11 protein-coding genes are annotated in these 14,870 nt (G+C 43.6%); all 11 read left to right on the forward strand.

The features are described from left to right. Window positions 1-425: hypothetical protein (locus WC819_05970; GenBank protein ID MFA5986863.1), on the forward strand; the 425-nt coding region annotated here is incomplete at its 5' end. A gap of 393 nt (window positions 426-818) precedes the next feature. Beyond that, complete coding sequence (gene dnaJ / locus WC819_05975; GenBank protein ID MFA5986864.1) at window positions 819-1,910, forward strand: molecular chaperone DnaJ; 1,092 nt, start codon at window positions 819-821, stop codon at window positions 1,908-1,910. 159 nt (window positions 1,911-2,069) lie between these two features. After that, window positions 2,070-4,154 carry a PAS domain S-box protein gene (locus WC819_05980; protein ID MFA5986865.1) on the forward strand — a complete coding sequence of 695 codons (2,085 nt, stop codon included), beginning with the start codon at window positions 2,070-2,072 and terminating at the stop codon, window positions 4,152-4,154. A gap of 92 nt (window positions 4,155-4,246) precedes the next feature. Beyond that, entirely contained in the window at window positions 4,247-5,449 is a 1,203-nt protein-coding gene (locus WC819_05985) for a hypothetical protein (GenBank protein ID MFA5986866.1), read from the forward strand. A gap of 4 nt (window positions 5,450-5,453) precedes the next feature. Continuing rightward, entirely contained in the window at window positions 5,454-7,289 is a 1,836-nt protein-coding gene (locus tag WC819_05990; GenBank protein ID MFA5986867.1) for a hypothetical protein, read from the forward strand. 199 nt (window positions 7,290-7,488) lie between these two features. Beyond that, on the forward strand, window positions 7,489-10,218 hold the full coding sequence (locus WC819_05995) for a cation-transporting P-type ATPase (GenBank protein ID MFA5986868.1): 2,730 nt from the start codon (window positions 7,489-7,491) through the stop codon (window positions 10,216-10,218). A gap of 80 nt (window positions 10,219-10,298) precedes the next feature. Continuing rightward, window positions 10,299-12,125 (forward strand): glutamine--fructose-6-phosphate transaminase (isomerizing), encoded by a 1,827-nt coding sequence (glmS, locus tag WC819_06000; GenBank protein MFA5986869.1) that lies wholly within the window; start codon window positions 10,299-10,301, stop codon window positions 12,123-12,125. A 295-nt stretch (window positions 12,126-12,420) separates the two neighbouring features. Next, a complete protein-coding gene (uppP, locus tag WC819_06005) occupies window positions 12,421-13,191 on the forward strand; it encodes an undecaprenyl-diphosphatase UppP (protein MFA5986870.1) in 771 nt (256 codons plus the stop codon). After that, on the forward strand, window positions 13,188-14,039 hold the full coding sequence (locus tag WC819_06010) for a bifunctional 5,10-methylenetetrahydrofolate dehydrogenase/5,10-methenyltetrahydrofolate cyclohydrolase (GenBank protein ID MFA5986871.1): 852 nt from the start codon (window positions 13,188-13,190) through the stop codon (window positions 14,037-14,039). Before uppP ends, WC819_06010 begins: the two co-directional genes overlap by 4 nt. A 29-nt stretch (window positions 14,040-14,068) precedes the next feature. Further along, window positions 14,069-14,461, forward strand: coding sequence for a nucleoside 2-deoxyribosyltransferase (locus WC819_06015; protein ID MFA5986872.1), 393 nt, complete (start codon window positions 14,069-14,071; stop codon window positions 14,459-14,461). Beyond that, a complete protein-coding gene (locus WC819_06020; GenBank protein ID MFA5986873.1) occupies window positions 14,461-14,784 on the forward strand; it encodes an AraC family ligand binding domain-containing protein in 324 nt (107 codons plus the stop codon). Before WC819_06015 ends, WC819_06020 begins: the two co-directional genes overlap by 1 nt. The last annotated feature ends 86 nt before the right edge of the window (window positions 14,785-14,870 follow it).

Below are 14,870 nucleotides of genomic sequence, written 5' to 3' on the forward strand. Positions count from 1 at the left end.
AAAATGATGTACTTCGATTGGCTGATATGCTTGCGATCGATCCAAACAAAATTATTGTCGCAACAGAAGAAGGTGATGTCACCATCACAGGCATCATGACAACAGACACACTCGTTGCAGAGGATGTGCAGACAAAGAAACTCACCATCGATGACAACGTCACAACAACGGATGAAAACGAAGAAGAGATCAATGCCGCATCTGTGGGGACAGCGACAATTCCTGCAAATGAAACAGAGATCACAGTACAAACAACCGCCATCACAGAGGATAGCAGGGTGTTTGTGACGGTGCGTGGCGATCAGGCAGTGGACGTGACACTTACCGTGACGGATGTTGAGAAAGGTGCATGTACAGTGCGTATCCCGGAAGCAAAAAAAGATGATGTGATCTTTGATTGGTTTGTGGTGAGGAGTGCGCAATAAAATCCCTTGATTTTGCGGTCACTGTGGATTCCCGCCTTCGCGGGAATGACATGTTGATCGATTCTGCAAAACTTTTTTTTCGTCATTTTCAACTTTCCCCTTGTCATCCCCAACTCGATTGGGGATCCATAAGTTCCCAGTAGTCTTGCAGTTTTTTTGCAGGAGTAGGCTTGTAGCCTGCTCCTTTCATTTTATTTCGTACAAAAAATATATGAAGCACAGTACAACTGTGCTCCTGCAATGTAGCAAAGGTCACACATAATTGTTGCAACGTGTGATCTTCAAAAAATTAGCACTCTTGATATGAGATTGCTAATTTTTGTTTTGTGTGATATGATGTGCCGTAGTGTATACAAAAAATCACTCTAAACTTACTATTCCATAACGCAATATATGGCAAAAAATTACTATGACATTCTCGGTATATCAAAGAGTGCTTCTGAGAGCGAGATCAAAAAAGCATATCGGACAATGGCGCACAAATATCATCCCGATAAAAATGGTGGCAATGAGGCAAAGTTCAAAGAAGTTAATGAAGCCTATCAAGTGTTGTCAAACAAAGAAAAACGTGCACAATATGATCAATTTGGTCAGACGTTCAATAATGCCGGCGGATTTTCCGCCCAAGGCGGACCAGCCTCGGGCTGGGACTTTTCACAATTCCAACAAGGCGCTGGAGGGCAGGGTTTTGAATTCAATTTTGGCGGGGATGGGATGGGGGATATTTTCTCAGAGATGTTTGGCGGGGGTGGTCGTCGTAGTCGTCGCGGACGCGATGTGCAAGTTGACGTCGAGATCAGTTTTATGGAGATGATCCATGGGGTGAAAAAGGAGATTTCCATATACAAATCCGTATGGTGCAGTCATTGTGATGGCAAAGGCGGTGAGCCGGGAAGTGGAGAAAATACATGCGGTACATGCAAAGGGAGTGGGCACATCCAAAAGCGGATGCAAACAATTCTTGGAACGATCGCACAGACGGTGATATGCGATACATGCCATGGCAAAGGGAAGACATTTGAAAAGAAATGTACAAAATGCAAAGGTGTCGGACATTATCGTGAGGAAGTGCGCGAGACAGTGGAGATCCCTGCCGGCATTCATGATGGACAAGCGATTGCGATCTCGGGTCACGGTGAGATCGGTGAGGGTGGTACGATGGCGGGTGATCTGATCGTGTCGGTGCATGTGGTGCAAGATCGGAAATTCATGCGGGACGGCAATGACATTCGCACAAAAAAACATATTTCTTTTGCGCAAGCGGCACTGGGCGATAAGGTAATGGTGGAGACAGTTGACGGCGACGTAAAGATGAAAATTCCTTCCGGCACGCAATCCGGCGAGATATATCGTATGCGCGGCAAAGGCGTGCCAAAATTACGTGGGATCGGTCGCGGAGATCATCTTGTTGAAGTGGTCGTGGATGTGCCGACGAAATTGTCGCGAGAAGAAAAAAGACTTATTGAACAATTACGCGATCTATAATTTTCTATCCCCCTTTCATAAAGGGGGATTTTATTGCAATTCATTGACTTTTTTGTGTTTTTGATGTAGGATACACATTCTTCGTTTTTTAACAACTGAAAATTTATTAAGTGGTCATTGTCGATATAATGATGCGGGAAGCATCGGGAGGAAGATGTGATGAAGAAAAAAATTTTCGTCATTATGGTAAGTGCGATGGTCTTTGGCATTGCAACCTGGATTGTCCATGATCGCTATGAGACATTCACAGGTGAATTTTTTTTAGGCATTACTCTCTTGAGTGGTGTCATAATCTCATTCTTGTGTACAAGAAGAGAAAAGGAAAAAAAAGAACATGAAAACATCATCAGGCAACTGCAGGAAAACACAGTTTCGTGCAACAAAAGTCAACTGGAGATCTATTTTTTACACACACCGCTTGCGGTAATTGAATGGAATTTGGATTTTACCGTACGGTCATGGAATGATAAGGCGCAGGAGATTTTTGGATATTGCGCACAGGAGATGATCGGTAAGCATGCAAAGTGTCTTGTGCCGGTGTGCCATCAGGACAAAATCGTGGCAGTTGGTGATAATTTGCTCAAAGGAGGTCTTGGACAAGAAAATATTTTTAAAAACATCACGAAAGATGGTCGCATAATCTATTGTGAATGGATCAATACACCGATCAAGGAGCGGACTGGATGTATTTTATCAGTGTATTCTCTCGTGCAAGATATCACACAAAAATATTGTGCGGAAAATGATCTGCGAGACAGTCAGGAGAAGCTTGATAGGATTCTCAGCGCTTTGCATGATCTTGTTTTTGTGATCGAAGATGATGGCAGGATCAGTTATGCCAATGCAGTGGCACATGACTTGGTTGGCGTGCCAATGGAGAGGCGTGGCAATGTACATTTTTCCGAAATTTTAAGTGATGATGATCAGAAAATCGCACGCAGGAGAATCGAGCTGGCGATCAAAACACAACGCGTATTATCTCCGCAAGTCTATCATTTACGAAAAATAGATGAGGACAATGCGGACGTGCCGGTGGAAATTGTCGCCGTGCCATTTGTGGAAGGAGGTAAACAAAAAGTTCTCGGTGTGGCGCGAGTGATTTCCGATCGGTTGGAATTGGACGAAAAGAGATCACAAGAAGAACGGATGCAATCTATCGGTGTCATGGCAGGAGGAATCGCACATGATTTCAATAACTTGCTCATGGTCATCGAAGGACATGCATCAATGCTCAAAATGAATGGTCTAAAAGATGCTGATAGACATCTGGAAAGCATCATGACGGCAGTACAACGGTCTGTGGCTTTGACGCAACAGTTACGTACTTTTGCAAAAGGGGGCGTTTCAGTCAAAGAGGTAACTTCTGTTGCGCGAGTGATCAGGGAAACCGCAAGTTTGGTACTTGGCTCCAATTCACCAAGTCGTTGTGATTGTGATTTTGCAAACGATCTCAAGGATTCCTTTGTAGATCCAAAGCAGATCGGGCAGGTCTTTCAAAATCTCCTGATCAACGCAAGTCATGCGATGCCGAACGGAGGAATTATTCGTGTCGTTGGAAAAAATGTGAAGATCGATGAAGAAAATCAGTTATTGATTAATCCGGGAGAGTATGTGCAATTCTCTGTACAAGATTCTGGTATAGGAATTGCACACAAATATCTTTCAAAGATCTTTGAGCCATATTTCACAACAAAAGGTTCAAGAGAAGGCACAGGACTTGGTCTTACGGTGGCATATTCTATCATCAAAGAACACGGAGGATATATCAGCGTGGAATCAGCTCTTGGTGAAGGAACGACATTTCATGTTTATCTACCCGCCACCACATCGAAAGAATTGGGTGTGGTAGTGGTAAAAGAAAAAGAGGGTCGCAATAGATCCCTCTCTATACTTCACGTGGAGGATCAGGATGCCAATGGAGATTTGATGGTGGAAATATTACACGCGTTTGGGCATAGTTGTGAATCAGTTGTCGATGGATCAATGGCACTTCCATTGTACAAAAGCGCGTGTGAGACAGGGAAGTGTTTTGATCTGGTTATTACAAACCTCACGATTCCTGGTGGAATGGGTGGCTTGGAACTCATAGAAAAACTGCGAAACTATGATAAGAACGTAAAATTTATCATTACATCGGGATATGCGAAAAATCTGCCTGAGGAGTATAAGGAGATATTTTTGCAGAAACCATTTAATATTTCGAAGATGAAAGAGTTGATTGATGTTGTCGTGAATGGACGATAATATCAAACCACTGTTGCATACATATGCGACAGTGGTTTTTCTTTTTTTTAAAAAAAGTGATATAATGTCATCATAAAAATAAATCTAAAAAAATGGAAAATACAAAGATCAAAATGATCGCAATAGGAACGCTTGCTATTGTGGCTTTTTTTGCCACCTATTTTTTTATCGCCCACAAAAATAACAAAGAAAATATCGCAAATCAATTCAAGCCAAATGGCGTTTCTCTCATTTCGCAAAACAACAATGAATTTACACTAAACCTTGTATTTAATGGTGGAGACAAACCTGGCATTTCCAGTATCAGGTATGTTGCTCTCCTCTATAAAGTCAGTGACAATGGGGAGATTATGGGAGATTCTCCGATGGATACAAAGAGCTATGATGATCACATCATTATCGGCAAAAATGATGGAAAATCTATCACAAAAAACATATCATACGTTGCGCCGGATTATCTTGATGGAAAGTATGTACTGGTTGTGAATTATCTTGCAGAATCCGGTAATCAGATCGATTCTTTTATCGTGGGCAATGTCAATTTACAAAGTCAAAACACCGGTTTTCTTGAGATCCTTCCAGATACATGTTTTCTCCAAGTAGAAGGAGAAGATCCAAATATCAATCACGCCAATGGACAAGGTGTTGATATCAAAAGGGACGAAAACATCATTGTCACCTGCACTGTAAAAAACCATTTTGATAAAGAAGTGACTACCAATGTAAAATTTAAAAACTTTTTTATCACGCATGAATTAAACGAGTCTGTGGAGCAGGAAGGATTAACTTTCAGCACGGTTTCATTTGATGCAGATGTAACAAAAAACATTTCTCTCTCAATCGCAAAGGCACTTGTGCCACAAGCATATGATGTCGGTCTTTATCTCACGGATACTTCCGGCACACAGATCTCAAACATGGCATACTTTCACTATGTCATTGCAGGAGAAAGCGCACGCATTCTCAATGCAACACTGGACAGCGATCATTATGCGCAAAACACACCGATCACAGCAACGATATCCTATGGCGGTTCAGCGGACAATTTTGATGGCGCACGACTCGGTGGCACAAAAAATGAAAAATTAACTGCAGAGATCGATGTGCGCAATCAAGCAGGTCAAAGTTGTCTGGCAGAAGAAAAGATCACTGATCTCAGTACGGAAAAGATCGTTGATACAAATATTGTAATGAATGCAACAAGAGAATGTGCCAATCCTTTTATCGTGGCAACGATCCGCGGAAAGGATGGTGTAGTATTGGATACGAGAACATTTTTGCGTGATACTAAATAACTCTATGACATACAAAAATATGATCATCAAAAAACAATGCAATATCTTTGGCGCAATATTATTTGTCAGTATTCTTTTTGTCGGAGTACTGATCGGCACAGAAAATGCGCGTGCATGGTGTACGGGCAATTATGAGGATCTCGGTTGGTGTGCCAGTGGAAATACGAAGCGCTTTTATTATGATGGAAGCAACCAATGTGTCAATGAACCGTGTGGTAACTGCAATTTCCCAAAATGCGGTACTGCAAATGGTGGAACATTTACAACTGCGCCCGTGGCCACCACTGCGAACTATGCTGCGACATGGGGACCTCAACCACTGTGTGGTGAATGGCGTAATGGTGCAAGTGCGGTTACGCTTGTTGGTTCTAAATGGAAGTGGACATGTCAAGCGAGCCCCTATAGTCTCAAAGTAATAAATTGTTCAGCGACAAAACCGCCACCAGTAGTTAATGGTGTGTGCGGGCCAGCAAATGGTGGTAGCTATCAAACACAACCAACATATGGTTTATGTGCAGCAGGGACTGTTATGGACATGGGAGTGGCTACATTGTGGGATGGATGGTCTTGGTGGTGCAGTGGTTCGGGCGGGGGATCAAGTCAAGGGTGTGGTGCAGGCAAAATCACGGTAATGTGTGGCACCTTAAATGGGAGGACATATCTCGCAACTGATACAGCGTGGGGAACTGGTACGTTTTGTGGCGGAGGATATTCTATTCCCGCTTCTCCAGCATTCCCGGCACAAGGGGGTAGTACCGGGTGGCAGTGTACCGATGCAATGGGCTCTCAAGCGTGGTGTGTAGCATATCGTGCTTTACCTGTTGTATATACCTGTACGGGTACACCGCCACAAGATGCTTTGAGATGTTCTGGCGATGACACAGGTCTTACAGCTAATACTGCATGGCAACAAGTGACATCGTGTACTGATGCGACAAAATGTGAATACATGATGCCATCGTACTCTTGTACCGGTGGCAATCCACCACAAGGCGCAATGTGGTGTGCAGGCGATGACACAGGTCTTACAGCTAATACTGCATGGCAACAAGTGGCATCGTGTACTGATGCGACAAAATGTGAATATATCATGCCATCGTATTCTTGTACCGGTGGCAATCCACCGCAAGGTGCGATATGGTGCACAGATGACAATGCAGGTCTCACAGCGGATACAGCATGGCAACAAGTGACATCGTGTACTGATGTGAGAAAATGTGAATACACGATGCCGTCATGTGGACCCGATAACGGTGTATTAGTAAATAATCGACCGACCGATCCGGGGCTTTGTAGTGCGGATAGCACGTCAAGTGAGGTCACATTTGACGCAAGAGGTAATTGGCATTGGACATGCACGCATACCAGCGTAGAATCAGGGTCGCTTGCGGTAAATTGTGAAGCGCCATCATGTCTTACAACTATGCCGGTCGATCTCCAGCCATACGTATATTTTAACTCTGATGGCAATCCAAATAATGCTGTGGCAACCGTCACGTGTCCAAATGTCTGCTGTGCTATTGATAGCAGTAACGGTGCAATAACTGTCTGTAATAGCGATCCTGCAGCAGGTCTGATCCCTGTATTTCCGGGAAGTCGTTCTTATCCTGCCGAATGCTGGTTTGACAATGACCACAATCGCACTAATGACAGCAATGAGCCGAAAATATCATACCATCCGGGACGAACGATCAGCACGATGTGTACTGCACGTTCGTGCAGAAGTCAGGGGGAATGTCAGGCATTGCCACAAGCGGCAAATACAGCACAGGCATGCAAAAGTACATGCAATTCTGATGCAGATTGTTCCAAGGGTCGCATGATCGAAACGCGACCGTAAAAAATGCGATGTGGAGATGTAAAAGGAATTTCTGGGATGACAAAAGGAGAACCCTCGCACTGGTATGGTGAGAGGGTTTTGTCTTTTTGAGGATGATTGAAAATTTCATGTCATATCGCAACACATTAAATAATATTAAAAAAACGCATATGGCTATTTTTGTTTGTGGTATACTGGGAGAAGAAATAAAAAAGTTATTATGATACAAAAACAACAAAAAAAGATCTATGCATATACGGTGCAGGAGATTGCCAGTGAATTTCGCACGTCGGAACATCGTGGGCTTACTGCAGGAGAGGTGCAATTGCGACTCAAGCAATATGGACGCAATCAACTTGCGCAAAAACGGAGTTGGAAATGGCTCGCATTGATTGTCAATCAGTTCAAAGATGCGCTCGTATGGATATTGCTTGTTGCTGCAATTCTGGCTTTTTTCTTTGGTGAAACGCGTGACGTGATCATCATTCTTATTATTGTGGGCATCAACGCAATTATTGGATTTTTACAAGAATTCAAAGCGGAGAAGATTTTGGAAAGCATTACAAAGCTCACAACCGATCAGACACAAGTGATTCGTGACGGTAAAAAACAGGAGATCGATGCGCGTTTTCTCGTGCCAGGCGATGTGGTTTTTGTGTCGTCCGGTGATCGTGCGCCGGCGGATGGTTATCTCGTGGAGAGTTATGATCTCAAGGTGAACAGCTTTATTTTTACAGGAGAATCCAAGCCGGAGGCCAAATCTGTCAAAACGATTCATGGGGAAAATGTGGCGCTTGCCGATATCGACAATATGCTTTTTATGGGAGAGACGATCACAACGGGAGAGGCGCGATATATTGTAACGGGGACGGGCATGCAAACGGAATTGGGGCGTATTGCACACTTGACCGGGGAGATCAAAGAAGCACCGACACCGATGCAAAAGCAGATGCAAAGGCTCAGTAAAAATATTACGATTGTTGCTGTGTCGATTGGCACATGTGTGATGATCATCGGAAATTATTTTGAAATGTCTGCATACCATAGTTTTCTTTTTGCACTGGCTTTGGCAGTATCTGTTGTGCCAGAGGGACTTCCGGCTGCTATTTCTGTGGCATTGTCACTTGGGATGAAGAGACTTCTTTCTGTCAAAGTTTTAGCCAAAAAATTAAGTGCTGTAGAAACACTCGGATCAGTATCGATCATTTGTACGGATAAAACGGGAACGATCACAAAAAATGAGTTGACTGTGACACATATTGTGATCAATGGCCGCATGATCACAGTCAGTGGTACGGGATATAGTCCCGAGGGACATTTTTACATTGATAGCACTGTGGTCAATCCTGCTCAAGTGAAGAATTTGGAATTACTTTTTCGGATTGGTACATTGTGTAACGATGCAAACATCATACTGAAAGATGGCGTACGTACAGTTGTGGGTGATCCGACAGAAGGAGCGATTGTTGTTGCGGGAGAGAAATATAATCCAAAAGAGAATTATTATAGCATCGGTGAAACAAAAATTACAGAGAATCCCTTCTCTTCTGATCGCATGCGCATGAGCGTGGTATACAAAAACCGTGACACGATGTCTTTTGTCAAAGGATCGCCAGATGTCATGATTGACTTGTGTGATTTTATTGTGCAAGATGATCAGGTTGTGCCATTTACAACAGAACAAAAAACGCGGATCAAGGAGTTGTATAATGCCATGTCTGCTGACGCATTGCGTGTCTTGGGATTTGCGTATCGCAATCTCAACGATGTCGACGCGCGACATTATCTTGATGAAGCGGAAAAGGGTTTGACGTGGACAGGTATGATGGCAATGATCGATCCGCCACGAGCAGACGTTGCGCAAGCGGTGCAGGAATGCAAGGATTTGGGGATCAAGGTAATCATGATCACGGGAGATTATGAAATTACAGCACGCGCAATCGCACGCAATATCGGACTGATTGACGGTGAGGGAACGTATGAGGTGATCAACGGTAAAATGTTGCATGAATTATCTGATCGTGATGTATATAGCAAGGTAATGAAAAAGGATGTGATATTTGCGCGTATCGCTCCGGAGCAAAAGTTACGGATTGCAACAATTCTCAAAAATCATCATCAGGTGATTGCGATGACGGGTGACGGTGTCAATGACGCACCGGCATTAAAGAAGGCGGATGTCGGTGTGGCAATGGGTATCATCGGTACGGATGTATCCAAACAGGCGGCAGACATGATCCTTATGGACGACCGCTTCGCATCAATTGTTCACGGTGTGAAAGAAGGACGCACGATCTATCACAATTTGCGCAAATTTGTGCACTACGTCTTTACGTCCAATGTGAGCGAGCTTTTTACAGTAATTATCGGTGTATTATTTCATTTGCCATCGCCGATTACGGCAATTCAAATTCTTGCGATTGATCTGGCAACAGATATTTTTCCGTCATTTTCACTCAGTCTTGAGCCGGCGGAAGCACATCAAAGTGGAAAGGTTGCAAATTCCAAAGAATCGATCATCAGTTGGCAAGGGGTGCGACGACTGATCTATTTGGGAAGTATTATGGCAGTTGGTGCGGCTACTGCGTTTTATTGGTCAATGGTGCGCAGTGGGTGGGTCTATGGACAACCGTTTGATGAGAATAGTGAAGTATATGTGATGGCGACGACGGCAGCGTATGCGGTGCTTGCGATGTCACAGATGGCAAATCTCGTGCAATCACGCAGTGAGACATTATCACCGTTTGCGCTGGGATTTTTCAAAAACAAATATGTGATTGGATCAATTGGCATCTCATTTGGCATCCTTCTCATGTTTATGTACGTGCCGTTTTTTCAGACATATCTCGGCATGCGTCCAATTGTATGGCAGGATTGGATTGTTGTAGTTGTCACAACTTTTGCCGTATATCTCTTTGAAAACATCCGTAAAGTGTGGTTTGTAAAATAAGCCTTTTTGAAATACATAATAGGTTTCATCAAGGAGGGGAGGGATGGTATACTGTCGGTGTAAGCATTCATACAAAAATTATGTGTGGAATTGTCGGGTATATCGGGAAAAGTAAAAGAGCGCAACACGTGCTTTTGGATGGACTGCATCGATTGGAATATCGTGGATATGACAGCGCAGGACTCTGTGTGATAAGTGGCAAAAAATGTAAAACATTTCGTGCAGTGGGAAAAGTGTCTGCCTTGGAAACAAAAATCGGTGACAAAGATCTCTGTGCACAGATCGGCATCGCACATACGCGATGGGCGACACACGGTAAGCCGAGTGTGGCGAATGCTCATCCGCACAGAAGTGGTAAAGTGCATGTGGTGCATAATGGGATCATTGAGAATTATCAATCATTGAAAAATTCCCTGATCAAAAAAGGACATATATTTACAAGTGAAACAGACAGCGAGATCGTAGCTCATTTGATCGATGAAGCAAGTAAAAGGCATAACTTTGAAGAGGCGGTACAGCATGCGTTGGCGCAAATTTGCGGTGCATATGCTTTGGTGGTCATACATGAAGATGAACCGGAAAAATTGATCGCAGTACGCAATAGTTCTCCGCTTGTTGTAGGTGTGGGCAAGGATGAATACATCATTGCGTCTGATGCGTCGGCAATTATTGCGTATACGGATCGCGTACTATATCTCGATGATGGGGAAATGATCGTGGTGATGCCGGATCATCATGTGATCATGAATTTTCGCGGTCAAAAAAAATACAAGAAAGAATACATGCTTGATTGGGATGAAAGTGAAGCGCAAAAAGAAGGGTATCCACACTTTATGCTCAAAGAGATCTTTGAGCAACCGCATGCGGTAGAAGATGCAATGCGCGGACGCGTGATCGTCAAAGAGGGTCTTGCACGATTGGGTGGACTCTCTGCAGTAGAAAAACAATTGCGCAAAATCAATCGCATTGTGATCGTATCATGTGGCACATCATATCATGCGGGATTAGTGGGTGAATACATGCTAGAAGAATATGCGAACATTCCAACGGAGGTGGAGTATGCATCGGAATTTCGTTATCGTAAACCGCTTATTGATCAAAAAACTGCGGTGATCGCGATCTCACAGTCAGGAGAAACTGCAGATACGCGTGCGGCAATTCGTGAAGCAAAAAACAAAGGTGCGTTGACGTTGGGCATTATCAATACTGTCGGATCGACAATCGCGCGTGAGACGGATGCCGGCGTGTATAATCATGCCGGTCCGGAGATTGGTGTGGCAAGTACCAAAGCATTTACGTCGCAGTTGACGATCCTCGCACTCCTCACAGTTTATCTCGGTCGGCAACGCGACATGTCGATGACAATGGGTCGGAGGATATTGACAGAGTTGCGTGCAATTCCCGGGAAGATCGAAGAGGTTTTTGCGGAGGAAAAAAAGATCAAAAAAATTGCCAGAAAATATCGTGATGCACACAGCATGTTCTATTTGGGACGAAAATATAATTATGCGATCGCATTGGAGGGCGCGCTCAAGATCAAAGAAATTTCTTATATTCACGCAGAGGGATATGCATCCGGCGAAATGAAACACGGTCCGATTGCACTGATCGATAAAAATTTCCCTTCCGTAGTGATCGCGCCGTATGATAGCGTATATGAAAAGACGTCATCGGCAATTGCGGAGATTCGTGCACGAGGTGGTAAAGTCATTGCAGTGACGACGCATGATGCTGTTGATGTGATCAAAGTGGCGGATGATGTGATCATTGTGCCAAAGACGCTGGAAATGCTCATGCCACTTGTGACGGTTGTGCCACTTCAACTCTTGGCGTATTATGCCGGTTGTGCAAAAGGATATGATGTGGATAAACCGCGCAATTTGGCAAAAAGTGTGACGGTGGAATAGACGCAACCCTGTTAAATGGCATGTAAACGTAGGTGAGTCTTTAGTAACTGTATAATATCTCATGTCGAGTTGAAATGCCAAAATTTCGAGCGAAAAAAACGAAAGTTGAAGGAGGGCTATCGGGTGATAACCCGACGAAACTTGCGTTTTTTGCAGCCGAAATTTTGGCATTTCAGCCGACAAGCCATTTTTTGGCGTTGAGATGTTAGACAGTTACTTACATTGCGCGCATTGATAAAAGGGGATATACTGTGATGCAGAGTTCATGAATTTTTATAAGAACTTTATGATCGATATGACGTGGATACAGGCATTGATATTGGGTTGCATCGAAGGTGTGACGGAGTTTTTGCCGATCTCATCGACAGCACACCTCATTCTCATATCGCACGTGATGCACATCGTACAGACGGATTTTATGAAGAGTTTTGAGATCATTATTCAGCTGGGTGCAATTCTGGCGGTGGTTGCTTTGTATTGGAAACAGTTGTTGAATGTGGAAATACTCAAGCGATTGATCGTGGCATTTATCCCGACGGGCGTGTTGGGGGTGGTTTTTTATCATGTGGTCAAAAAATATCTCATGGATAATGATGCGGTGATCCTCGGGGCGTTGTTTTTTGGCGGATTGTTTCTGATCTTGTTTGAAAAGTGGCACACTGAAAAATCTGATGCTCTCAATGATATTGCAACCATTTCTTATAAAAAATGTCTGGCGATCGGCGTATTTCAGTCAATCGCCATGATCCCCGGCGTGTCGCGTTCTGCGGCGACAATTATCGGCGGACTTGTGATGGGCTTCAAGCGTGAGACGATCGTGAAATTTTCATTTCTCTTGGCAATGCCGACAATGGTTGCCGCGACGGGTCTTGATCTGGTGAAAAATGTGTCATCTTTTTCCGCTTCACAATCACACGTGCTTGCAATCGGTTTTATCACTGCATTTATCACTGCAATACTGGGGATCAAATTCTTCTTGGTATATATTCAGAAACATTCTTTTGCATCGTTTGGCGTGTATCGCATGATCATTGCAATTGTATTTTTTATATTATTTTTTGTATGAAATTAATTGATGGAAAAATGATCGCTGTACAAAAACTTCTTACAGTGAAAGAAACGATTGAAAACAAAGATCTAACGCCTGCGCTTGCCGTGGTGCTCGTGGGGGATGATCCGGCATCACATCTGTATGTAAAATTGAAACAAAAAGCCGCCAAGGAAGTGGGTGTTGAATTGCGTACGTATTTTTGTGAAGCGCTCACGCCGCGAGATGAGATCGTGCAGAGTATCAATTTTCTCAATGCGGATCCTGACACGCATGGGATCATCGTACAATTACCGCTCCCGGATCATTTGGATGCAGATGAGATCGTAAACATGATCGATCCGCAAAAAGACGCGGACGGATTTCATCGGGTCAATCAAGAAAAATTTCTCGCAGATGAGGAAGGTGTTTTTCCGGTTTTTCCTCGTGCGATCATGAGTTTGATCGATTCGTGCGGTGATGATCTGAGGGGAAAAAATGCTGTGGTGCTGGGGAAGAGTGATGTGTTCGATCGTGTGATGACGCATGCGCTCGTACAACGTGGGTGTGAAACGCAGTTTATCCGTTGTGTGGACAAAAAGGACTTTTCTCCAAAAGAAAAAGAACTGATCAACAGCGCAGACATCATCGTGACAGCGGCCGGTATGCCGGAGTTCGTATCATGCGACTTGATCAAAGACGACACGATCGTCATTGATGGTGGGATCAGTAAGAAGGGGGAAAAGATCATGGGCGATATCGCACAAAAAACATGTAAAGACCGCGATATTATCCTCTCGCCGGTACCCGGTGGCGTCGGTCCGGTAACGATTGCATGTTTGCTGGAAAACGCGGTAGAATTGGCACAGAAGCAAAGAGAATTATAAAAAAAGGCTATAAGATATTTTTACATGTTATGAAAGCCTATATCACATGTCCATGCACGCACTCTCGGGATAAATTACATTTATTGCCCACGATCAAGTCCGTTGTAGAAAGTAACGGAATAGAGTCTTTTGTGTTTGAGATCGGTGGCACGCCGGATGAAATATTTCATCGTGATCATTCCAATATCAAAGACAGCGATCTGATCATTGCTGATGTGTCGGAGAGAAGTCACGGTGTGGGCATCGAGATCGGCATGTCGTACTGTCTCGGACTCAAAAGAATATTGTTGATCGATGAGAATAAGTCTGTCACCAAATTGGCGCAAGGTATGCCAGACACCACGATTATCAGCTACAAAGATGAAAACGATTTGAAATCTAAGTTGGAGTCCGCGATCCATGAGATCATTAAATTAATATAATGAAAATCAAAAAAATTGAAGCCAGTCGAGCAGATTGGGATCATGTGAGGAGTTGGAATTATAAACTGAAAGATTTGAAGGACAACTATCAATCAGTTGTTTATGCTGAGCTTGATGGGATCCACGGGGAAGTCGCGACGGGAAGTGTTGAGAGAGTATATTATATTCTAAGCGGTGCAGGAGAATTTAACATTGGAGGAGAAAATGTCCATGTAGAAGCGGGGGACGTTTTGACTGTTCCGCCACATACAACATATGATTATTGGCCGACAAATGAGGAAACATTGAAAGTCATATTGTTTATGGAATTGTGGGATAATTAGGTAAAATACGGACAAAAGAGATAGGGGGGTGTTTGATTATAAGTATATGAAGATGACAAAAAACAGAGTATGAATGACTCTGTTTT

Source organism: Parcubacteria group bacterium (assembly GCA_041660065.1).
Taxonomy (GTDB): domain Bacteria; phylum Patescibacteriota; class Minisyncoccia; order Moranbacterales.

Excerpts from the sequence above, each read along its gene's own strand:
- dnaJ (MFA5986864.1), top strand. The coding sequence starts at position 819 with ATGGCAAAAAATTACTATGACATTCTCGGTATATCAAAGAGTGCTTCT.
- WC819_05980 (MFA5986865.1), top strand. The coding sequence starts at position 2,070 with ATGAAGAAAAAAATTTTCGTCATTATGGTAAGTGCGATGGTCTTTGGC.
- WC819_05985 (MFA5986866.1), top strand. The coding sequence starts at position 4,247 with ATGGAAAATACAAAGATCAAAATGATCGCAATAGGAACGCTTGCTATT.
- WC819_05990 (MFA5986867.1), top strand. The coding sequence starts at position 5,454 with ATGACATACAAAAATATGATCATCAAAAAACAATGCAATATCTTTGGC.
- WC819_05995 (MFA5986868.1), top strand. The coding sequence starts at position 7,489 with ATGATACAAAAACAACAAAAAAAGATCTATGCATATACGGTGCAGGAG.
- glmS (MFA5986869.1), top strand. The coding sequence starts at position 10,299 with ATGTGTGGAATTGTCGGGTATATCGGGAAAAGTAAAAGAGCGCAACAC.
- uppP (MFA5986870.1), top strand. The coding sequence starts at position 12,421 with ATGACGTGGATACAGGCATTGATATTGGGTTGCATCGAAGGTGTGACG.
- WC819_06010 (MFA5986871.1), top strand. The coding sequence starts at position 13,188 with ATGAAATTAATTGATGGAAAAATGATCGCTGTACAAAAACTTCTTACA.
- WC819_06015 (MFA5986872.1), top strand. The coding sequence starts at position 14,069 with ATGAAAGCCTATATCACATGTCCATGCACGCACTCTCGGGATAAATTA.
- WC819_06020 (MFA5986873.1), top strand. The coding sequence starts at position 14,461 with ATGAAAATCAAAAAAATTGAAGCCAGTCGAGCAGATTGGGATCATGTG.